The sequence below is a fragment of the Streptomyces spinosisporus genome, from assembly GCF_022698145.1.
Lineage (GTDB): Bacteria > Actinomycetota > Actinomycetes > Streptomycetales > Streptomycetaceae > Streptomyces > Streptomyces spinosisporus.
The window spans coordinates 811,234-832,957 of record NZ_JALDAX010000001.1 but is presented as its reverse complement, the minus strand read 5'-3'; the positions used below and the strand labels follow the sequence as shown (position 1 = coordinate 832,957).

Annotated in this window: 17 protein-coding genes; 10 read left to right on the top strand and 7 right to left on the bottom strand. The window is 71.6% G+C overall.

What is annotated here, in order from left to right:
• Nucleotides 1–11: 11 nt before the first annotated feature.
• The 3 genes from MQN93_RS03530 (at nucleotide 12) to MQN93_RS03520 (ending at nucleotide 4,748) form a co-directional block, all read left to right on the top strand.
• Complete coding sequence (locus tag MQN93_RS03530) at nucleotides 12–848, top strand: carbohydrate ABC transporter permease (protein ID WP_016431536.1); 837 nt, start codon at nucleotides 12–14, stop codon at nucleotides 846–848.
• The gene (locus MQN93_RS03525; protein WP_242708231.1) at nucleotides 845–3,769 is read left to right on the top strand and encodes a glycoside hydrolase family 2 TIM barrel-domain containing protein; all 2,925 of its coding nucleotides are present in this window, start codon (nucleotides 845–847) and stop codon (nucleotides 3,767–3,769) included. The genes MQN93_RS03530 and MQN93_RS03525 overlap by 4 nt, the downstream gene beginning before the upstream one ends.
• Before the next feature lie 133 nt (nucleotides 3,770–3,902).
• Entirely contained in the window at nucleotides 3,903–4,748 is an 846-nt protein-coding gene (locus tag MQN93_RS03520; protein WP_242708230.1) for a hypothetical protein, read from the top strand.
• Here the strand turns inward: MQN93_RS03520 and MQN93_RS03515 are convergent.
• From MQN93_RS03515 to MQN93_RS03500, 4 genes are read right to left on the bottom strand one after another with little or no spacing between them, the layout of a single operon-like run.
• Nucleotides 4,739–5,194 (bottom strand): MaoC family dehydratase, encoded by a 456-nt coding sequence (locus tag MQN93_RS03515; protein ID WP_242708229.1) that lies wholly within the window; start codon nucleotides 5,192–5,194, stop codon nucleotides 4,739–4,741. The genes MQN93_RS03520 and MQN93_RS03515 overlap by 10 nt on opposite strands.
• Nucleotides 5,191–6,726: an acyl-CoA synthetase gene (locus tag MQN93_RS03510; protein ID WP_242708228.1), complete on the bottom strand. Its 1,536-nt coding sequence runs from the start codon at nucleotides 6,724–6,726 to the stop codon at nucleotides 5,191–5,193. The genes MQN93_RS03515 and MQN93_RS03510 overlap by 4 nt, the downstream gene beginning before the upstream one ends.
• 10 nt (nucleotides 6,727–6,736) lie before the next feature.
• Complete coding sequence (locus MQN93_RS03505; RefSeq protein WP_242708227.1) at nucleotides 6,737–7,612, bottom strand: amidohydrolase family protein; 876 nt, start codon at nucleotides 7,610–7,612, stop codon at nucleotides 6,737–6,739.
• Nucleotides 7,609–8,529, bottom strand: coding sequence for an SDR family NAD(P)-dependent oxidoreductase (locus MQN93_RS03500; RefSeq protein ID WP_308404240.1), 921 nt, complete (start codon nucleotides 8,527–8,529; stop codon nucleotides 7,609–7,611). Before MQN93_RS03500 ends, MQN93_RS03505 begins: the two co-directional genes overlap by 4 nt.
• Before the next feature lie 217 nt (nucleotides 8,530–8,746).
• Between MQN93_RS03500 and MQN93_RS03495 the strand changes: the two genes are divergently transcribed.
• The 4 genes from MQN93_RS03495 to MQN93_RS03480 all read left to right on the top strand — a co-directional run bounded on the left by MQN93_RS03495 (nucleotide 8,747) and on the right by MQN93_RS03480 (nucleotide 12,070).
• Nucleotides 8,747–9,172: a MarR family winged helix-turn-helix transcriptional regulator gene (locus MQN93_RS03495; RefSeq protein WP_037780902.1), complete on the top strand. Its 426-nt coding sequence runs from the start codon at nucleotides 8,747–8,749 to the stop codon at nucleotides 9,170–9,172.
• A gap of 70 nt (nucleotides 9,173–9,242) precedes the next feature.
• Nucleotides 9,243–9,998, top strand: coding sequence for an IclR family transcriptional regulator (locus MQN93_RS03490; RefSeq protein ID WP_242708226.1), 756 nt, complete (start codon nucleotides 9,243–9,245; stop codon nucleotides 9,996–9,998).
• 222 nt (nucleotides 9,999–10,220) lie between these two features.
• Nucleotides 10,221–11,405 carry a sensor histidine kinase gene (locus tag MQN93_RS03485; RefSeq protein ID WP_242708225.1) on the top strand — a complete coding sequence of 395 codons (1,185 nt, stop codon included), beginning with the start codon at nucleotides 10,221–10,223 and terminating at the stop codon, nucleotides 11,403–11,405.
• Nucleotides 11,402–12,070, top strand: a complete 669-nt coding sequence (locus tag MQN93_RS03480) for a response regulator (RefSeq protein ID WP_242708224.1) — start codon at nucleotides 11,402–11,404, stop codon at nucleotides 12,068–12,070. Before MQN93_RS03485 ends, MQN93_RS03480 begins: the two co-directional genes overlap by 4 nt.
• On the opposite strand, the gene MQN93_RS03475 is transcribed toward MQN93_RS03480, so the two are convergent.
• Nucleotides 12,067–12,480 (bottom strand): VOC family protein, encoded by a 414-nt coding sequence (locus MQN93_RS03475; protein WP_242708223.1) that lies wholly within the window; start codon nucleotides 12,478–12,480, stop codon nucleotides 12,067–12,069. The genes MQN93_RS03480 and MQN93_RS03475 overlap by 4 nt on opposite strands.
• Nucleotides 12,481–12,746: 266 nt before the next feature.
• On the opposite strand from MQN93_RS03475, the gene MQN93_RS03470 reads away from it, so the two are divergent.
• Entirely contained in the window at nucleotides 12,747–14,849 is a 2,103-nt protein-coding gene (locus MQN93_RS03470) for an MMPL family transporter (RefSeq protein ID WP_242708222.1), read from the top strand.
• A gap of 67 nt (nucleotides 14,850–14,916) precedes the next feature.
• On the opposite strand, the gene MQN93_RS03465 is transcribed toward MQN93_RS03470, so the two are convergent.
• Nucleotides 14,917–17,598 carry an FAD/NAD(P)-binding protein gene (locus tag MQN93_RS03465; RefSeq protein WP_242708221.1) on the bottom strand — a complete coding sequence of 894 codons (2,682 nt, stop codon included), beginning with the start codon at nucleotides 17,596–17,598 and terminating at the stop codon, nucleotides 14,917–14,919.
• A 284-nt stretch (nucleotides 17,599–17,882) separates the two neighbouring features.
• On the opposite strand from MQN93_RS03465, the gene MQN93_RS03460 reads away from it, so the two are divergent.
• On the top strand, nucleotides 17,883–19,121 hold the full coding sequence (locus MQN93_RS03460; protein WP_242708220.1) for a L,D-transpeptidase: 1,239 nt from the start codon (nucleotides 17,883–17,885) through the stop codon (nucleotides 19,119–19,121).
• Between the two features lie 174 nt (nucleotides 19,122–19,295).
• On the top strand, nucleotides 19,296–20,690 hold the full coding sequence (locus tag MQN93_RS03455) for a glycoside hydrolase family 16 protein (protein ID WP_242708219.1): 1,395 nt from the start codon (nucleotides 19,296–19,298) through the stop codon (nucleotides 20,688–20,690).
• A 94-nt stretch (nucleotides 20,691–20,784) separates the two neighbouring features.
• On the opposite strand, the gene MQN93_RS03450 is transcribed toward MQN93_RS03455, so the two are convergent.
• Nucleotides 20,785–21,690 carry a helix-turn-helix domain-containing protein gene (locus MQN93_RS03450; protein WP_242708218.1) on the bottom strand — a complete coding sequence of 302 codons (906 nt, stop codon included), beginning with the start codon at nucleotides 21,688–21,690 and terminating at the stop codon, nucleotides 20,785–20,787.
• Between the last annotated feature and the right edge of the window lie 34 nt (nucleotides 21,691–21,724).

Genomic DNA, 21,724 nt, shown 5'->3' with positions numbered 1-21,724 from the left:
GCCTGAACGCCATGGCATCCATCAAGGGAACCCGCGGGCGGGGCATCGCCCTGCACGCCGTGCTCGTCGCCGGACTGCTGTTGTCGGCCTTCCCGTTCTACTGGGCCGTCATCATGTCGACCCACACGTCGAGCGAGATCTTCTCCTACCCGCCGAAGCTGCTGCCCGGCTCGCACTTCGCCGAGAACGTCCGCAGCCTCTTCGACAACATCGACTTCTTCGGCTCGATGCTCAACTCGCTGCTGGTGGCAGGCTCGGTGACCTTCCTGGTCCTGCTCTTCGACTCGCTGGCCGCGTTCGTCTTCGCCAAGTTCCGGTTCCCGGGCCGCAGGCTGCTGTTCGGGCTGCTGATGCTGATCTTCATGGTGCCGACGCAGCTGGCGATCATCCCGCAGTTCGTGATGATGGCGAAGATCGGCTGGATCGGCTCGATGACGGCGCTGATCGTGCCCGCGGCGGCCAACGCCTTCGGCATCTTCTGGATGCGCCAGTACATGCGCAGCGCCATCCACGACGAACTGCTGGACGCGTCCCGGATCGACGGGGCGCACTTCCTGCGCCAGTACTGGCATGTGGCCCTGCCGGTGGTCCGGCCGGGCCTGGCCTTCCTCGGCATCTTCACCTTCATGGGCCAGTGGAACGACTACGCCTGGCCCCTGATCTCCCTCACCAACCCGGACAACGTGACCCTCCAGGTCGCGCTCTCCCAGCTCAACGGCACCCACGGCACCACCGACTACGGAATGGTCATGACCGGCGCGCTGCTCGCCCTCGTCCCGCTGCTGATCGTCTTCGCGATCGGCGCCAAGCAGATCATCGGCGACCTCGGCAAGGGAGCCATCCGTTGACGGACCCCCTGCTCGCGCTCCGTCCCTGGGAGGCACCGGAGGTGACCTCCTGGGGGCGGCTCGCGATGAACGCCGTCGACCGGCGCGCGGGAGCACTCTCCCTGGACGGCGACTGGAGGTTCCAGCTGCTGCCCGTTCCGGACGCGCCGGTCGGCGGTGTCTGGTCGTCCGCGTACGTGCCGGGCGCCTGGACCATGCAGAGCGCCGGCGCCGACGACCCGCCGCAGTACACCAACGTCCGCATGCCGTTCGCCGAGTTCCCGCCCCGCTCCCCCGCCGCCAACCCGACGGGTGTGTACGAGCGCGAGGTGGACATCCCTGCCGACTGGTCGGGGCGCCGGATCGTGCTCCAGGTCGGCGCCGCCGAGAGCGTGCTCCTCGTGCACGTGGACGGGCGGCCGGTCGGGATCTCCAAGGACTCGCATCTGGCCGCCGAGTTCGACCTGTCCAGTGTGGTGCGCGCCGGTGAGCGGTCGGTGCTCAGGCTGACGGTCGTGAAGTGGTCCGACGCCTCGCACATCGAGGACCAGGACCAGTGGTGGCACGCGGGGCTCACCCGCCCGGTGCTGCTGTACGCCACCGACCCGCTGCACCTCGCCGACGTGGACGTACGGGCGGGCCGGGACGGCGGGCTGCGCATCGACTGCCGGGTGCGCGACGCACGCGGGGCGCTGCCGGACGGGTGGTGCGTCAGCGCCGAGCTGGAGGGCGAACTCCTCACGCAGGACCGGGAGTTCGACCGGGTCAACGCCGAGGACGAGCGGGTCTCCGACTTCCTCGGCGAGGCCCGCATCCGCACGACCGTCCCCGAGGTGCGCACCTGGAGCGCCGAGACACCCGAGCTGTACGACCTCACCGTCCGCCTGCACCGCCCCGACGGGACGGTCGCCGACACCTCCCGCCACCGCGTCGGCTTCCGCGACGTCGAGATCGTGGGACGCGACCTGCTGCTCAACGGCGAGCGCGTGTTCGTCCGGGGCGTCAACCGGCACGACTTCCACCCGCTGACCGGCCGCACGGTGTCGTACGAGGACATGCGCGCGGACCTGGTCCTGCTCAAGCGGTTCGGCTTCAACGCGATCCGCACCGCGCACTACCCGAACGACCCGGCGCTGTACGACCTCGCCGACGAACTCGGCCTCTACGTCGTCGACGAGGCGGACATCGAGTCCCACGACCACGCGCACGAGATCGCCGACGACCCGCGCTACCTGAACGCCTTCGTGGACCGGGTCTCGCGCATGGTGCTGCGGGACAGGAACCACCCCTCGGTCGTCATCTGGTCGCTGGGCAACGAGTCCGACTACGGCGCCCACCACGACGCGGCCGCGGGCTGGGTGCGCCGGCACGACCCGACGCGACCCGTCCAGTACGAGGGGGCCGCGAAGCTCGACTGGGCGGCGACCGACGACGCCTCCGACATCGCCTGCCCGATGTACGCGCCGATCGAGGACTGCGTCGCGCACGCCCTGTCGGGACGGCAGACCCGGCCCCTGATCCAGTGCGAGTACTCCCACGCCATGGGCAACAGCAACGGCACGCTGGCGGACCACTGGGCGGCCGTCGAGTCCACGCCGGGTCTTCAGGGCGGGTTCATCTGGGAGTTCCGGGACCACGGGATCCTGCAGCGCGTGAGCGACGGCAGACCCGCCGGTCGCGCGGGCGCCGGGCTGTACGGCAACGGTGTCACCGCGCCCGGCCACCGCTGGGCCTACGGCGGCGACTTCGGCGAGACGATCCACGACGGGGCGTTCATCGCCGACGGAGTGGTCTTTCCCGACCGCACCCCGAAGCCGGTGCTGTACGAGCACCGTGAGATCGCGGCGCCGGTCCGCATCGAGTGCCACCGCCACGAGGGCATCGTGCTCGGCAACCACCAGCACTTCCGCGGCCTCGACTGGCTGGCCGGCGAGTGGGAGCTGTCCCTCGCCGACGGCCGCGTCCTGACCGCCCCGGCCGAACTGCCCGACCTCAGGCCCGGCGAGACGGCGGCGGTGCCGCTGCCCTTCGAGGTGCCGCGCACCGGCGGCGAGACCTGGCTGACGCTGCGGGTGAGGGTGGCCGAGGACCAGCCCTGGGCGCCTCGCGGCACCGAGGTGTGCGTGCCGCAGGTGCGGCTGCGCGGGCCCTCCGTCTCCTGGGACGTCCCCGTGGACGGCGTGGTGCGGGTCGACGACGACGGCCTGCTGGTCCATCCGCTGCTGACGGCCGCGCCCACGCTCTCGCTGTGGCGGGCGCCCACCGACAACGACGAACTCGGCGGCATCGCTGCGCGCTGGCGTGACTGGGGCCTCGACACGCTCGTGCGCAAGGTCGTGGCGGTACGGCAGGACGGCGGCCGTACGACCGTGGACGCGCAGTACGCGGGCGCGGCCGGCGTCGTACGGCACCGGCAGACGTTCACCCCGGTCGAGGGCGGCATCCGCGTCGACGAGGAGGCCGAGCTGCCGGAGGATTTCCACGACGTGGCGCGGGTCGGCACGGTCTTCGAGACGGTGCCGGGCCCGGACCTGCTGGAGTGGTTCGGGCAGGGGCCGTGGGAGTCGTATCCCGACCGGAGCGCGGGCGCGCCCGTCGGCCATCACGCCCTGCCCGTCGACGAGTTGTTCACCCCCTATCTACGGCCGCAGGAGAGCGGCGGCCGGCACGGTGTGCGGCGCTTCACCCTGTCCGCGCCGGACGCGACCGGTCTCACGGTCGAGCTGGACGAGCCCCGGCAGGTCTCGGTGACCCGGTTCCGCGCCGAGGACCTGACCGCGGCCGCACACCACGACGAACTGGTACCGCGCCCCGGCTGCGTGGTCCATCTCGACGCGGTGCACCGGGGGTTGGGGACGGCGTCGTGCGGTCCGGACACCTCGCTGCCGTACCGCATCCCTGCGGGGGTCCATCGCTGGAGCTGGACGTTGCGCGTTCTGTGAACCGGCGGCGTGAACCGGCGGCCATCCCGTGCGGTGTCACATGTGACATGTCACATGTGACACCGCACGGTGACCCGCAGGCCGATACGTGGTTCGATGCCAACCCCATCTCCATAGACGTGGCAGGTGCCTGATGAAGCGTCATCTCGTTCTGCTGTCCGCTCTGGCCGGTGCTCTCGCCCTCGGTGCGCCGAGCGCCCTCGCGTCCGGTGAACCGCACTGGGTGCAGACCGGTACGTCGTACACGGACAGTCTGGGCGGCGGGCAGGGCCTGGCGAGCCGCGCGGACGGCTCGTTGCTGTACCGCGGCCTCGCGGACATTCCGCTGGATTTGAGAATCAAGGGCTGGAACCACGTCGGCGACCCGGACGTCGCGCGCGGCTACACCTTCGACGCCTATCAGGGCGCCGACACGGCCACGTCGAAGATGTACGCGGTCACCACACCGGCCGGGCAGCGTTACGAGTACGTCCACCGGCTCAACCCGGGCGAGAAGGTCAACAACTCCTTCGCCACCGTCTCGCCCGACGGGCAGTGGATGGTGTCGGGCGAGTGGGGCGACCAGAACCGGCTCCAGGTCTTCCCCGCTCCGCTGCTCAACCCGTCCACGCCGTCCAAGGGCGGTGACCTCGAGGAGGCGTGGCAGATCACCCTGGACAAGCCGGTGCGTAACATCCAGGGCTGCGACTTCGTGACCGACACACGCCTGGTGTGCGCCTCGGACGACGCGAGCGGCACGCTCTTCCCCGTCAGCCGCCCGCTCCTCCAGGTCGACCTGCCGCACAAGCTCGACGGGCAGCCCGTCACCGGCGCGGTGACCAGCCTGTTCGGCCTGCCGCAGCGCAGCATCTGCACGGGCGGCACCTTCGAGGCGGAGGGCGTCGACTACGACGTGAACAGCGGCACCCTGCGGGCGGAGGTCATCCCGCCGGGGGTGTGCGCGCTGGCGACGACCGTCTACTCCTACCGTCAGGCGTAGAAGCGGGACAGGCTCTGCAGGACCGCGGCCGGTTTGGTGCCGCCCTCGATCTCGATCGTTCCGTCGACGGTGATCTGGACACCGCCGGGCACGTCCTCGACCTCGGCGAGCCTGCCGACGAGGCGGATCCGGGAGCCGGCCTTCACCGGGGCGGGGAAACGGACCTTGTTCAGGCCGTAGTTGACCTTCGTGGTGACGCCCTGGACGTCGAGGAGTTCGGTGAAGAGCGGGATGAAGAGGGAGAGGGTCAGACAGCCGTGGGCGATCGGCGCGCCGAAGGGGCCGTCGGCGGCGCGCTCGGGGTCCACGTGGATCCACTGGTGGTCGCCGGTGGCGTCGGCGAAGGTGTTGATGCGCTCCTGGGTGACGTCGATCCATGCGCTGGTGCCGAGTTCGCTGCCGGCGAGCTTCTTCAGTTCGTCGATGCCGTTGACGGTGACGCTCATGAGGGGCCTGTTCCTTGTTCCTTGAGGGGCGGTCGGTTGCCGTAGTGCTGGCGCACACGGGACTTGAGGAGCTTCCCGGAGGCGGTGCGCGGGAGTGCGTCCGCGAGCACCAGCGACTTCGGGATCTTGTACTTGGCGAGGCGGCCGGAGAGGGAGGCCAGTACCTCGTCGGGGTCGAGCGGAACACCCTCGCGGGGCACCACGACCGCGCGCGGCACTTCGCCCCACTTGTCGTCGGGCACGCCGATGACCGCGCACTCGACGATGTCGGGGTGGGCGAGCAGCAGGTCCTCGATCTCGGCGGGGTAGATGTTCTCGCCACCGGAGATGATCATGTCCTTGATGCGGTCGACGATGTGGACGTATCCGTCCTCGTCGACCCGGGCCGCGTCCCCGCTGCGGAACCAGCCGTCGACGAGGACGGCGGCCGTCTCCTCGGGCAGTCCCCAGTAGCCGGGCATGACGTGCGGTCCCCGGACGACGACCTCGCCGGTCTCACCGGTGTCGACGGGTGTGAAGTCCGGCCGTACGACACGGACGTCGCTGAAGAAGTGCGGCACGCCCGCCGAACCCGCCTTGGTGACCGCGTGTTCCGCGTCCAGGAACAGCGTGCCGGGCGAGGCCTCCGTCATGCCGTAGCCCTGGAGGAAGGTCAGGCCGCGCTCCTGGTAGGCGGCGATCAGGGGCGTCGGCACGGGTGAGCCGCCGCAGGTGAGGATGCGCAGCGACGACAGGTCCGCGTCCGGCCAGCGCGGATGCCGGGCCACCTGCTCGAACATCGTCGGCACCCCGAACATGAAGGTGATCCGGTGCTGTTCGATCAGGTCGAGGGTGGCGGCCGGGTCGAAGGACTCCACCAGGACGCAGGTTCCGCCCTTCAGCAGCACCGGCAGCGTCAGCATGTTCAGGCCCGCGGTGTGGAACAACGGCGCGGAGACCAGGGCGCGTTCGTCGGCGATCAGGTCGGTGTCGACGAGGACGTTGACGGCGTTCCAGGTGAGATTGGCGTGGGTGAGCATCGCGCCCTTGGGACGGCCGGTGGTCCCCGAGGTGTACATGATGATGCAGGTGTCGTCGGGGGTGACCGGTTCGTCGATCGGCTCGCTGTCGGCTCCGGCCACCAACTCCTCGTATTCGGCGCCCACTTGGACGTACGAACGGACGTCGGTGTCGCCCGGCAGCCCGGCGACGAGCTCCGCGTGGGAGACGCCGTGGACCAGGGCCCTGGCCCCTGAGTCGGCGAGCTGGAAGGCGATCTCCGGTCCCGCGAGACGGGTGTTGAGCGGGACGAAGACCGCGCCGAGCGTGCCCGCCGCGAACAGGGTCTCCAGATAGGAGGGATGGTTGGGGCCGAGGTGGGCGATGCGGTCGCCGCGCCGCACCCCGCGCTCGCGCAGGGCGTGGGCGAGGCGGGTGGCGCGGTCGTACAGCTGCGCATAGGTGAGCGAGGTGTCGCCGTGGATCAGGGCGGTGCGGTGCGGAGTCTTGCGGGCCCGGCGTGCGGGCCACGACCCCAGTCCCTCATTGCGCATCTACGGCCCCTTACGGCGTGGTCAGCCCGAGCAGACGGGCGGCGTTCTCCTTGAGGATCTTCGGCCTGACCTCGTCCTTGATGCCGAGCTTCGCGAAGTCGGCGAGCCAGCGGTCGGGGGTGAGGACGGGGAAGTCGGAGCCGAAGAGGACCTTGTCCTTGAGCAGCGTGTTGGCGTACTGCACGAGCTGCGGCGGGAAGTACTTCGGCGACCAGCCGGACAGGTCGATGTGCACGCCCGGCTTGTGCGTGGCGACGGCGAGGGCCTCGTCCTGCCAGGGGAAGGACGGGTGCGCCAGGATGATCTTCAGATGCGGGAAGTCGGCGGCCACGTCGTCGACGTGGAGCGGGTTGGAGTACTTCAGGCGGATGCCGCCCCCGCCCGGGACCCCGGCACCGATCCCGGTCTGGCCGGTGTGGAACAGGGCGATGGTGCCGGTCTCCTCGATCACCTCGTAGAGGCCGTACGCCACCGAGCGGTCGTCGGGGAAGAAGCCCTGGATGCTGGGGTGGAACTTGAATCCCTTCACCCCGTACTCCTCGACCAGCCGGCGGGCCTGCTTGACGCCCGCCTTGCCGCGGAAGGGGTCGACGGAGGCGAAGGGGATGAGGACGTCGGGGTTGGCGGCGGCGGCCTCGGCGACCTCCTCGTTCGGGACGGGCGCGGTGCCGGTCGCGGACTCGGCGTCGACCGTGAAGATCACGGCGGCCATGTTCCGCTCGCGGTAGTAGGCGGCCGTCTCCTCCAGGGTCGGCTTCCGCTTGCCCTCGACCTTGAAGTAGGCGGAGGAGGCGTCGTGCAGGTCGTCGTCCAGGGAGGAGTGGCCCTTGGAGGAGACCTCCGCGTGGGTGTGGACGTCGATCGCGGTGAGTTCCTCGATGTTCACGACGCCTCCGGGGCCTTCGGGGCGGGGATGCCGACGGTCTGCAGTTCCGCGCCGACCGAGGTGGGGAAGGCGTCGGCCAGGCTGTCCGGGGTCCAGCCGCCGTCGGCGTACGCCGCCCTGATCTCCTGCGGGTGCGACCAGAGTGCCACCTTGTCGCCGCCGATGCCGATGGCCTGGCCGGTGATGCCGCGGGCCGCGTCGGAGGCGAGGAAGGGGACGAGGGCCGCGCAGTCCTCGGGCGTGCCGAAGCCCTCGCCCTTGCGCAGGAAGTCCGGCAGCGGCTCGCCGCCGCGCATGGCCTCGATGTACGGGGCGAAGGCGGGGATGGTCTCGGTCATCGCGGTCGCGGCGACCGGCACGATCGCGTTGACGGTGATGTTCGCCCGGCCCAGCTCCATCGACCAGGTGCGGGCCATGGCGGCGATGCCGGCCTTGGCGGCGGCGTAGTTCGTCTGTCCGAAGTTGCCGCGCTGCCCGGCCGGGGAGCCGACCAGGATCAGCGTGCCGCCCCCGCCCTGCTCGCGCATCCGGACGGCGGCGGCGCGGGCGCAGGTGAACGTGCCCCTGAGGTGGGTGGTGATCACCGCGTCGAAGTCCTCGTCGGTCATCTTCCACAGGACCTTGTCGCGCAGGATGCCGGCGTTGGTGACCAGGATGTCAAGGCGTCCGAACTCCTCCACCGCGCGGTTCACCAGGCGCTCCGCGGCCTCGGCCGTGCCGACCGGGACGACCTCGGCGACGGCCCTGCCGCCCGCCTCGGTGAGGGACTTCACGGCCGCTCCTGCCACCGCCTCGTCGACGTCGTTGACGACCACGGACGCGCCATGGGCGGCCAGGGCGTGGGCGTAGGCGAGGCCGAGGCCCCGGCCGCTGCCGGTGACGACGGCGGCCTTGCCGGTGAGATCGATGCTGGGCACGGGTGGGTCCCTCCACGAGCTGGTACGGGTGCTGCGGCGTCGAGAAGCGAGCTGCGCTGTCGAGATCGAAGCTAAGAGCAATAATTGTTGACGTCAATAGTTGTTGGCGACCCATGGGTGCGACATGCTGGAATCTCCAGCACGCACCGAACCCAGGGAGCCCGCCATCACACGCCAGCACGCCACCCCGCAGCCCATCGACGCGGACGAGCCGTGGATGCGCGGGCTCCACGCGGACACGGGCTACCTCCTGTACCGCCTGGGCCTGCGCTCGGGGCAGCTGTTCAACACGTTCCTGCAGGAGTCCGGGCTGCGTCTGCGCCACTACGCCGTCCTGCGCTTCCTGGCCACGACCGAGGGCGCGCTGCAGCGCGAGCTGAGCACCCGGCTTGGCTACGACCCGAGTGCGATCGTCGGCCTGGTCGACGACCTGGAGAAGCTGGGCTTCGCCGAGCGCCGCCCCTCCCCCGACGACCGCCGCAGCCGTATCGTCGCCCTGACCGGCGAGGGCCGCGCCTTCCTGCGCGACACCGACGAGGCGGGACTGCGTGTGACGAACGAGCTGCTCGGCCCGCTGGATCCGGCCGAGCGCGAGGCGCTGCACGCGCTGCTGCTGCGGATCGCGGAGGACGGGCTGGCCTGATGCGGCGAGGGAAACCGTCAAGGACACGCACCGCAACGGGAGTTGACACGCACCCGGAAGGCGCCCGCCCATGACCGCCCGCTCCGCCCCCGACCGGCTGCTGTCCGTGCTCGCCGCGTTCGACCACGAGCATCCGGCGCTGTCCCTGACGGACATCAGCCGGCGGGCCGGGCTGACCCTGACCACCGCTCACCGGCTGGTGGCCGCGCTCACCGAGTGGGGCGCCCTGGAGCGGGACGAGTCGGGGGTCTACCACGTCGGGCTCAGGCTGTGGGAGCTAGCGGCGCTGGCCCCGCGCGGGCTGGCGCTGCGGCAGCTGGCCCTGCCGTATCTGGAGGACCTGTACGAGGCGACGCACGAGAACGTGCAGCTGGCCGTGCAGGACGGCGGTGAGGTCGTCTACATCGAGTGGATCTCCGGCCGTTCCGCGGTCGGCGTGCACATCCGCGTCGGGGCGCGCTGGCCGCTGCACGCCACCGGGGTCGGCCTGGTGCTGCTGGCGCACGGCGACCCGGAGTTCCAGCAGCGGTACTGCGCCGGTCCGCTCGCCTCCTTCACGCCGTACACGGTCACCGACCCGGCACGCCTGCGCCGGATGCTGGCCGAGGTGCGCCGCACCGGGGTCGCGGTGAGCACCCGTCAGATCACCGACGACGCCCTGTCGGTGGCGGCCCCGGTCCGCGGCCCGGACGGGGCGGTGCTGGCCGCGGTATCGGTGGTGGTGCCCCAGTCCGACGCCCAGGTACCGGTCCTGGTGCCCGCGGTACGACTGGCAGCCCTCGGCATCTCCCGCGCCACAGGCTGGCGCCCACCGAAGGATCCGTGAGCCCCGCTCAGCCGCAGCCGCACGAACGTGACGCCGGCAGCACCGCGGGGCCGGGCCTCGTAGGCGCCCCGACACCCGCCGAGGGAGCCGTAGCCCCGCTCAGCGCGGACCGGAACCGTCCGCTGTGACCCGCCGATCGGCGTCGGATATCCCTCTTCTCGGCGAGGCCCGCCCCCGTCGGCGTCGTGATACTGGAACGGCCCTTGCCCCGAGGAGCCGCCCATGTCCCCGCACACCGTTTTCGCGCAGGCCGCCGCCCGGCTGCGTACTGCCAATCCGTATGCCGTCGACGCCGCTCTGGCCGCGCTGGTGCTGTTCGCGGTCTCGTTGCAGTGGCTCTTCCCCGACGAGGGGGACGATCCGCTGTCGTGGCAGGGGTGGCTGCTGGGTGCCGCCACGGCGGTCCCGCTGGTGTGGCGGAGGCGGGCGCCGTTCGCGACCGCGTGCGCCGTCTCGGCGGCCACGCCCGCGATGGCCGTCTACCACGCGCCCCCGCCCGACGTGATGTACGGCGGGCTGGTCGTCCTGTACACGATGGCCGCCCGCGGCCTGCCCTGGCAGCGGCGCGTGATGCTGGTGGGCTGGACGATCGGCGTCGCCGTCACGATGCACCACAAGGAGGACGCCAGGCCGTTCGAGTACGCCTTCCATCTGCTCTGCATGGCCTGCGCGTACGCGCTCGGATCGGTCGCCCGGGTACAGCGCGCCTACACCGCGGAACTGGAGGACCGGGCCCGGCGCCTGGAGCGGGAACGGGCCGCGGACACCGCGCGCGCCATCGCCCAGGAACGCTCCCGGATCGCCCGCGACATGCACGACGTCCTCGCCCACGCGGTGAGCCTCATGGTAGTCCAGGCGGAGGCCGGACCCGTGGTGCTCCGCACGGACCCCGAACGCGCGGAGGCCTCCTTCGACGCGATCGCGGCGGCCGGCCGCGACGCCATGGGGCAGCTGCGGCGCATCCTCGGTGTCCTCAAGGCCGAGCAGAAAGGCGGCACTTCACCGCAGCCGGGGGTGGCGGCCCTGCCCGCGCTGGTCCGCCGGGTCGCCGAATCGACCGGGCTGCGGACCGAGTTGCACACGAGGGGCGAGCCGCACGCCATGGCGCCGGACGCCGAGGTCGCCGCCTACCGAGTGGTCCAGGAGGCCCTGACCAACACCGTGAAGCACGCGTACGCTTCCTGCGCGACCGTCGAACTCGACTGGGGGGAGGACCACTTGACGCTGACCGTGACGGACGACGGACGGGGCCCGGCGGCCCCGGGCCGTGGACACGGGCTGATCGGCATCCGGGAGCGTGCCGCGGCGTGCGGCGGCAGCGCCGAGACCGGACGCGGCCCGGACGGCGGCTTCCGGGTCGCCGTACGCCTGCCGGCCGCCGCGGACCTCCAGGCGGCGCTGGAGTGAGCATCCGGGTGGTCGTCGCCGACGACCAGGAACTGGTCCGCAGCGGCTTCACCATGATCCTGGAGGCGCAGCAGGACATCGAGGTGGTCGCCGAGGCCGGTGACGGCGCGGAGGCGGTCGCGGCGGTGCAGCGGCACGCGCCGGACGTGCTGCTGCTCGACATCCGGATGCCGGTGATGGACGGGCTGGAGGCGGCCCGGCTGGTGTGTGCGCAGTCCGGCTGCAAGGTCGTCATGCTGACCACCTTCGACCTGGACGAGTACGTGTACGAGACGCTGTACGCGGGCGCCAGCGGCTTTCTGCTCAAGGACGTGCGCCGCGACGACCTCGTGCACGCCGTACGCGTCGTCGCGGCCGGCGACTCGCTGCTCGCGCCCACGGTGACCCGGCGGCTGGTCGCGGACATCGTGCGGCGCCGCCGGGAGGAGGCCACCGCCGAGGTGACCCCGCAGCGGCTGGACGCGCTGACCGCGCGCGAGGTGGAGACCCTGCGCATGCTGGCCCGCGGCCTGTCCAACGCCGAGATCGCCTCGACGCTCTTCGTGAGCGAGCACACCGTCAAGACCCATGTCAGCAACGTGCTGAGCAAGCTCGGTCTCAGGGACCGGGTGCAGGCCGTGATCTGCGCGTACGAGACGGGCTTGGTGACGCCGGGAGGCTCCTAGGCATCGGCGTCGCCCAGTTCCTCGAAGAGCGTGAGCTGCAGGGCTCCCGGCGCCTCCAGACGGGAGTTGAGGGAGTTCCACGGGGTGCGGGTCGGCTCGGCGAGCACCTGCGCCCCGGCCGCGGCGAGGCGTGCCGTGACGGCGGTGGCGTCACCGACCTCGAAGGCCACCCGGACATGCCCGGCCACGCGCTGGCCCACCTCCACGTCGTCGATGAACGCCGCGTGGTTCAGGTCCGTCAGCTCCAGGGTGGCCCGGCCCGCCTCCAGGATGGTGACCCGGCCGTCGGGAGAGGAGTACGCGGCACGCTCGGGCAGGCCGAGGACGTCGCGGTAGAAGCGGAGCGCCTCGTCGTAGTCGGGCGCCGTGACGACGAGGCGGAGTTCACGCACTGCGGGTTCCTCGGGCATCGGACGCTCCTCGACGATCGCGGGCCGTGAGGCGGTCAACCTCCGGCCGGCCCCGGCGATTCCCGGAGCCCTCTCGCCCGTACTCCCCCGTATCCCTCCGCGCTCCCCCGCCCTCCCCCGTACGAGTGAGCCGCGCCCCCCTCTCCCCCGTACGACGGAGGCCCGGAAACCGCTCCCTCCGGCGATCCGGCCACACCCCTCGCGGCACGAGCCTGGGGCGAGGTCGACCGACCTGTGACGACTCACCGCCCTTTTCGGGAGGGACCGTGCTCTCCAGCCTTGCCCGGGCGGCGACCCGCCGCCCGCTCACCGTCATCCTTCTGTGGGTGCTCTTCCTGCTGCTCGGCTTCGGGCTGGGAACGGGCGTCTTCGGACGGCTCTCCGACAACGTGCCCGAGGTGCCCGGCACCGAGTCGGAACGGGCCGCCCAGTATCTGGACCGTACCGACCCGACCGGTGAGTCGATCACCGGTGTCGTCGAGGGCGTCTCGGTCTCGAGTCCCGCGCTGCGCGAGCAGGTCGAGCGGGCCGTCGCCGACGTACGTGACATCGCGGGGGTCGCCGCGGTGCCGGACCCGTACACGACGCGCGGTCTGACCGCCGAGGACGGGCGGGCGCTGATCCTTCCCGTCACCCTGCAGGGCGGTCTCGACGACGACGCCGAGGAGCATGCCGTGGACGCGGCGGCCGACCGCATCAGGCAGATCGACGCGCCCGAAGTCCATGTCAGCGGTGGGCCGTTGCTGGGCACGCAGCTCGGTGAGCGGGCCCAGGAGGACGTGAAGAACGCCGAGTTGATCTCGCTGCCCGTCGTACTGGCCCTGCTGCTCGTCGTGTTCGGCGGGCTGCGCGCCGCGGCGCTGCCGCTGGTGATTGCGGTGAGCGGGATCGCGGGCGCCTTCCTCGCCCTGTTCGGCTTCAGCCAGGTCACCGACATCTCGGTGTACGCGATCCAGGTGACGACCATGCTCGGTCTCGGACTGGCCGTGGACTACGCCCTGTTGATGCTGGTCCGCTTCCGCGAGGAACGCCGGCACACCGAGGACGTCGTGGAGGCGGTGCACCGCACGGTCGCCGCGGCCGGCCGCACCGTGCTGTTCTCCGGGCTCACGGTGGCCGTCAGTCTGACCGGGCTGCTGGTGTTCCCCAGTGTGTTCCTGCGCAGCATGGGACTTGCGGTGGCGGCGGTCGTGGTGGTCGACATGCTCGCCGCGGTGACGCTTCTGCCCGCGCTGCTCACGAAGTTCGGCGGGAAGATCGCTCCGGCGAAGGCCCGCCCGGAGGGCGAGGAGGGCCGCTTCTTCGCCCGCGTCGCCCGCTTCGCGGCCCGCCGCCGCCTCGCCGTGCTCGCCACCGTCGTACCGGCCCTGCTGGTCCTCGCCCTGCCGGTCACCGGCATGAAGATCGAGATCGGGGACGCCACACAGCTCCCGACGAGCACCGAGGCACGGCAGTTGTACGACACCGTCGACGCGCACTTCCCGCCCGGTACCGGGGTCTCGCCGGTCACCGTCGTGCTCGAACCGGGCACCGACGCGGCGACGGCCGACCGGATCCGCGCCCTCTCCCCGACCGCGCACGCGCGTGAACTGCCGGGCGGCGCAACGGTCGTGGAGCTGCAGCCGTCCGGACGGGTCGACGGCAAGGAGGCCACCGACCTGGCCAAGGAGGTGCGCGAGGTGCGCGGCGACGCACCCGTGCAGGTGACCGGGCCGGCCGCCCGCCTGGTCGACTTCCGCGCCATGCTCTCCGAGCGCGCGCCGTGGGCGGCGGTGACCGTGCTGGCCGGAATCTTCGTCCTGCTGTTCGCCTTCACCGGCTCGGTGCTGATCCCGCTGCGCACGATCCTGACCACCCTGCTCAGCCTGGGCGCCGCCCTCGGCGTGGTGGTGTGGGTCTTCCAGGACGGCCATCTGGCCGGTGCGCTGGGCGCGGAGGGCCTGGGCGCGCTCAGCCTGACGGCACCCCCGCTGATCGTCGCGATCGCCTTCGGCCTGGCCATGGACTACGAGCTGTTCATCCTGGCCCGGATGCGGGAGGCACGGCGCGCGACGGGCGACGACCAGGAGGCCGTGGTGACCGGTCTGCGCCGCTCGGGACGGGTGGTCACCTGCGCCGCCCTGCTCCTCGCCGTCGTCTTCGGCGCCTTCATGACGGGCGGCTTCTCCCCCATCCTCCAGATCGGCCTCGGCCTCACCCTCGCGGTCCTCATCGACGCGACCGTCGTCCGGATGCTGCTGGTCCCGGCCACGATGACCCTGCTGGGCAGCCGGGCGTGGTGGGCGCCGAAGCCGCTGCGGCGGGTGCATCGCCGGATCGGGCTGAGCGAGGAGGCGGCACCCCCGGCGCGCGCGACGACGAGCGTCTGACGCCTGCGGACACCGGTGTGCCTGTGCCGGAGGTTCCCGGCACAGGCACACCGGTGCAGTCCCCGCCTCAGACAGGCAACCCCGCCCGCAACCTCCGATCCCGAGGAGCGTGCTTGCGTTCCAGGCGCCCGTCCAGGAGCCGCCGGGCCGCGTCGCACCGGCCCGCCGAGACCAGGGCGTACAGCAACGTCTCCTCGACGACCTCGCGTTGGGCCGCGCTCCCGCCGACGCGGCGCAGGACCGGGAGGAGGGCGTCTAGGCCGCGGGCGGCGTCGTGGAAGCGTTCCTCGACGAGGGCGGCGAACGCCTCGCACAGAGGGGCGACGACCTCGCGCTGGACGTCGTCGGCGCCGAGGGCGTGGTCGCGCAGGCGGTGCAGGGCCGGCAGGTCGCCCGCGGCGGTCAGGGCGACGGCCGCGTGCAGCGCGGTGAAGGCGGTCGCCGGACGCTCCAGGACGTCCCGCTCGACGGACGCCAATATGTCTTCGGCGGGCGGCAGTTGACCCCTCCAGCTGTCGCTCAGCCGGGCCCGCCACAGCAGTGAGCCAGAGTCGACCAGGGCCCGCACTCCGGTCACCACCCGCCCCGGCGCGAGCTGTGCGAACCACCGCCTGCGCACCGCCGCCGGGTCGTCGAGGGCCAGTTCGTGCAGGGCGACGTGCCAGGAGAAGTGCGCCCGGTGGACCGCTCCCCGGCCCTGCCCCGACACCCACCCGTCGAGCCAGTCGCGCCCCGCCTCGTGCGCCCCGGACTCGTAGTGGACGTGCGCGAGTGCGTGCACGGCGTGCCCGGAGGCGGGTTCGGCGGCCAGGGCGCGCCGGGCGAGTTCGCCGGCCTCGTGCAGCCGGCCCTGCTCCTGGCGCAGGAACGCCAGCAGCGAGGTGTGGAACCAGTGGCCGTCGTGCACGGCGGACGTCCGCTCCACCAGCCGCAGCGCCTGCTCGTCGTCGAGGTCCGTCACCCCGGAGAAGGCGATGGTGGGCACGGCGGCGGCCAGCGCGAGCGCGTCCGCGGGGTGGGCGTCGAGATGCCGTACGAGAGCGGTGTCCCCCTGGTCGCCGTGCACCCGGCGCGTGACCACCTCGACGAAGGAGCGCTCGCGTTCGTCGGACCGTTCGCGGGCGGAGCGCCGGGCCTCGGCGAGGGCGCGCGGTACATCCACGTCGGCGCCGCACTCGTGGCCGAGCAGCGCGAGGGCGGCGTGGCCGAGGGCGAACCCGGGGTCGAGGGCGACGGCGCGGGCGAAGGCGTCCTCGGCGCCGGCCCGCACCTTGAGGACCCGGTCGAGACCGCTGCGGTAGGCGGCGGCCGCGTCGGCGTGGGTGCTCAGCGGGAGGCCGTGGCCGTCGACGGGACGACGGGAGTGACGGGACGGACGGGAGGTCGTCCGGGACAGCGGGGCGAGCAACTGGCCTGCCAGCTCCGCGGCCTGGACACGGATTTCGGGAATCGCCGTCGTCTCCCACAGCTCGCCGCGCCGCGGGGCACCCAGCGTGAACAGCGGGCGCTCAGCACACCCGTCCGCGTCCAGCAGACGTCCCTCGCGCGTGGCCACGCCCATGCCGAGCGGGCCGGGGACGGCGGCGCCCGACGCGAGCAGGGAGTTCCACAGGGGGTCGTCGAAGCGACGGCCGGGCCCGGTGCAGTCGATGACCCAACCGACGTGCAGCGTAAGGCCGTTGGAGAGGGTGACGAGGAGCGAACCGTCGCGCTCGACCGCGTCCGTCACGGCGCCGGTGTGCACCGCGAGCCGTCGGGCGGTACGGACCCGGGAGACGGACTCGGCGGTGGCGGGCGGCATCCGGTGGCGGTGGGTGTTCCACAAGGAGCCTTCGTGCGCGACGAACTCGGCGCGCTCCTCGGGGGTCAGGCTGTGCCACAGCCGTGCGGTGTGCGGGCGCAGGCTGTCGAGGGCCGGACGCCAGTCGCCGTGGGTGCGCACCGAGCGGCTGATGTGGCGGTAGACGGCCCGGCGCAGCCGGTTCAGGGACGTGTCGTCGAGGTCCGGCGCCGGCATCGGACCGGCCGGGGTGAGCGCGTGCGGCTGGGGCAGCAGCCCGCTGCGGGAGAGTGCGTGAACCGTGCGGCCGGGGCGGTCGAGGGTGAGGGCGAGGTCCACCGCCGTCAGCCCGGTGCCGACGAGGAGCACGTCGGCGGTGTCGGAGCCCGGGCCGTCCAGGGCGCCGGTGCTCCAGGGTTCGGCGACGAAGCGCGTCGAGGCGCGCAGCGCGGACGGCGCCCAGCCGGCGGAGGGGGCCGCGGGACCGGTGGCCAGCACCACGCTGTCGGCGGTCAACTCACCCCCGTCGGCGAGGTGCAGGCGCACCCGGCCGCCCGGGGCGTCGGTACAGCTCTCCACACGGGTCCGCAGCCGTCGTACCGCGACCGTCCCCTGGGCCCGGACGATGGCCTGTGCGAGGGTGTCGGCGAGATAGGCGCCGTAGCGGTAGCGGGTGGCGAAGTCGGCGCCGGTGACGGTCGGTTCGCCGTGCCGGCACAGCCAGCGGGTGAAGTGGTCCGGTTCGTCGGGGTAGCAACTCATGCCGCCCGCGGGCACGTTGAGCCGGTGGCGCGGGTCACGGGTGGCGTACGCGGTGCCCCGGCCCGCCTCCGGAGAGGGGTCGAGCAGGACCAGGGCGAGCGGTGTCCGGCGGCGTGTCGCCGTCTCGCAGAGCTGGATCGCGGTCAGCGTGCCCGCCGCGCCCGCTCCGACGACGGCCACGGTGTGCGGCTCGCGGACTTCGGTCACGTAGTACCTCCGTGCAATGGTCGGTCGTTCCTGCTTCCGAACTATTCCGACCGGGAGGGTGGGGAAGCCATGCCATGACGGGGATCTCATCGGATACTCAGGGCCCCGGTCGGGCCGTTCATACTCTGTTCACAAACCCCGGGGCCGCCACAACCGTGGTTTCAGGCCTTCTCACGGCAACTCCTCACAGGAATCTCAGGAAACGGCCGCTGGATTCAAAGGATCAACAAATCTACGCGGCGCAGGATGCACCCGGAAAAGGTGGACATCCAGAAAGGCCTGCCGTGGGCGCTGCGCACATATCGAACCGGTCCGAGCAGCCGTCGCGGAGGTGGTCGCGGCGCGGGCTGCTCACGGCGCTCGGCATCGCACCGGCCGCCGCCGTCCTGTCCGGGTGCAGCGGCTCGGCGGACGCGTCGGAGGGGACGGCGAGGACCACCGCGTCCACCAAGGCGGCGGCGAAGAAGCCGGTCGTCTCGGTCAGCCCAGCCGACGGCACCAGGAAGGCCGCGTTCACCGAGCCCGTCGAGGTCACCGTGGCCGACGGCACCCTGGCCTCGGTGAAGGTCACCGGCAATGACGGCTCCACGCTGGCGGGCACGTTCAACGCCGCGAGGACCCGGTGGACGTCGGCGAAGAACCCGTACTCGGGCACGAAGTACACGGTCTCGGCGACGCCCGAGGGCGCGTCCGCGCAGACCGCGACCTTCACCACCAGGGCGCCCGGCGAGACCTTCGTCGGCTACTTCACGCCCGAGGCGGACTCCACCTCCGGCGTCGGAATGCCCGTGTCGATCAACTTCTCGCACGCCGTGACGGACCGGGCCGCGGTCCAGAAGGCCATCACCGTCACCGCCGAGCCAGCCGTCGAGGTGGTCGGCCACTGGTTCGGTGACACCCGGCTCGACTTCCGCCCCGAGACCTACTGGGCGGCCGGCACGAAGATCACTCTCGACCTGCGGCTCAAGGATGTCGAGGGCGCGGACGGCGTCTACGGCGTGCAGCACAAGACCGTCACCTTCCACATCGGCCGCGAGCAGATCAGCACGGTCGACCTGGCCGCCAAGGAGATGGTGGTGAAGCGCGACGGCGCGACGTACGCCACCTATCCGGTCTCCGGCGGTGACCCCGAGCACACCACCTGGTCCGGGATCATGGTGATCAGCGAGCGGTTCAGGCAGACCCGCATGGAGTCCTCGACGGTCGGGCTCGGCGACGAGTACGACATCCCCGACGTGCCGCACGCCCAGCGCCTGACCACCTCCGGCACCTTCGTGCACGGCAACTACTGGGCGTCCACAGGGGTGTTCGGGCACGAGAACACCAGCCACGGCTGCATCGGCCTGCACGACACCAAGGGCGCGAACGACCCGTCCGTGCCGGGCTACAAGTTCTACGACAGCTCGATGCTCGGCGACGTGGTGATCGTCAGGAACTCCGGCGAGCGCACCGTCGATCCCGACAACGGGCTCAACGGCTGGAACCTGTCGTGGGACGAGTGGCGCAAGGGCAGCGCCCTGTAGCACAAATGCCCTTCATGGGATGAACTCACCCGCCGCGAATGGACTTTACCTGCTTCAACTCTTGACGACCGGAGTGACCGGGAGCACATTGGGGCCACTCTGAGAGCGCTCTCAAAAGTCTCGGAGTCCATGACGTCCCCGCGCATCTCACTCCGTTCCCGGGAGGCACCCCGCATGAGTGACAGATCCGGCACACATCGCAGACGGCACCCGCTCCGGCGGGCCCTCGTCGCGGCGGTCGGCACCCTCGGTCTGGTCGCGGCAGCCGCCCTGACCACCCAGTCCGCCAGCGCATCGGCCCCAACTCCCCCCGCGGGCTGGAACCAGGTCTTCCTCGACGACTTCGAAGGCTCCGCGGGCACCGGGGTCAACACCTCCAACTGGCAGTACGACATCGGGACTTCGTATCCCGGCGGCGCCGCCAACTGGGGCACCGGCGAGGTCGAGACGATGACCAACAGCACCAGCAACGTCGCGCTCGACGGCAACGGCAATCTGCGCATCACGCCGGTGCGCGACTCCTCCGGCCACTGGACCTCCGGCCGGATCGAGACCAAGCGCACCGACTTCCAGCCCCCGTCCGGCGGCAAGCTGCGCGTCGAGGCGCGGATCCAGATGCCCAATGTCACCGGCAACGCCGCTGCGGGCTACTGGCCGGCGTTCTGGGCGCTGGGCGCGCCCTACCGCGGCAACTACCAGAACTGGCCCAGCGTCGGTGAGCTGGACATCATGGAGAACGTCCAGGGCATGAACAAGGTCTGGGCGACCCTGCACTGCGGCACCAACCCGGGCGGCCCCTGCAACGAGACGACCGGCATCGGCAATTCGATCGCCTGCCCGAACAGCACCTGCCAGTCGGGCTTCCACACCTACTCCATGGAGTGGGACCGCTCGGTCAGCCCCGAGGCGATCCGCTTCTACGTCGACGGCGTCAACTACCACACGGTGACGGCCAGTCAGATGGACGCCACCACCTGGGCCAACGCCACCAACCACGGGTTCTTCGTGATCCTGAACGTGGCGATGGGCGGCGGCTTCCCGGACGCCTTCGGCGGCGGCCCGACCAGTGCCACCGAGTCAGGACACCCGATGGTCGTGGACTACGTCCAGGTCCTGTCGGCCGACGGGAGCGGCACCACGCCCCCGCCGTCCGGCAACCGCGACGCCTACAGTCCGATCCAGGCCGAGTCCTACGACAGCCAGTCCGGCGTCACCACCGAGGCCACCACGGACTCCGGCGGCGGACAGGACATGGGCTACCTCGCCAACGGCGACTGGGCCCTGTACAAGGGCGTCAACTTCGGCTCCACCGGGGCCACGCAGTTCAACGCCCGCGTGGCGAGCGGCGCGGCCAGTGGCGTCAGCGGTCTGGTCGAGGTGCGCCTGGACAGCCGCACCGCCACACCCATCGGCAGCTTCGCGCTGGCCAACACCGGTGGCTGGCAGTCGTGGAGAACCGTACCGGCCAACATCGGCAGGGTGACGGGCACGCACGACGTCTACCTGACCTTCACCAGCGGCCAGCCGGCCGACTTCGTGAACGTGAACTGGTTCGACTTCGGCCACTGACCCACCCCCCACAGATGCCCCGCGAGGCCACGCCTCGCGGGGCATCTCTCCTGCTCAAGGGCGGTCGGCCCACCTCAGCCGGGTGCAGAACGGTTCACCGCAATTCCGCCCGGAACGCCGCCGGCGTCTGGTCCGTGTGCTGGTGGAAGAACTTCGAGAAGTTCGCCGCGTCGGGGAAGCCGACCGCCGCTCCGACGCGGCCGATCGGCAGGTCCGTGTGGGCCAGGAGGCGTTTCGCCTCCAGGACGACCCGTTTGTCGATGAAGCTCTTGGGGGTCTCACCGGTGGCCGCGCGGACCGCGCGGACGAGGGTGCGGCGCGAGTAGCCGAGGGAGTCGGCGTAGGCGCTGACGCTGTGGTTGGTGGCGAAGTCCCGCTCGACGGCGTCCCTGAAGAGGGTGAACGTCGTGTCCGACGGGCCGCGTGCCGCCTCCGCGGAGCTGGCCGCGAGGTGCGCGAGCCGCAGCAGGAACGCCGTGAGGGAGTGCCGCAGCACCGCCGTGTGCAGGCTCAGCGGCAGGGTCGCCGTGTCCTCGTACTCGCGCCGCAGCTGGGCCAGGGACGCGCGCAGGGCGGCGAGCCGGGGCGCGTCCGGGCGGAGCAGCGGCGGCAGGTCGTAGCGGTAGAGGCCGGTCGCCTCCACGGTGGCGCGGGGCAGAAAGCCGGGCTGCATGGTCAGGACGGTTCCGCGGTACCCGTCGGTCCGCGAGAAGCGGTGGACCTGGCCCGGGCGGATCCACAGCAGGTCGCCGGCCGACGCCTCGTACTCGGCGAAGTCGATCATGTGGCGGACGGGGCCGTCGTCGAAGAGCATCACGACATGGAAGTCGATGCGATGGACACGCTCCAGGGGGGCCTCTGCGTGCCAGGTGCGCCCGGCCTCCATCGGGCCGGTCTGCATGCCCACTCCGCCCACGCTCAGCTCGACCGGGAAGGGGAACGTTCGGATGCCGTCCACCGCTTGGCCACTGTCCCCGTGTTGCGTGGTTCTGTCCGCCATGTCCGTCTCGTGCCGCCTCGGTCGCGCCGCCGGT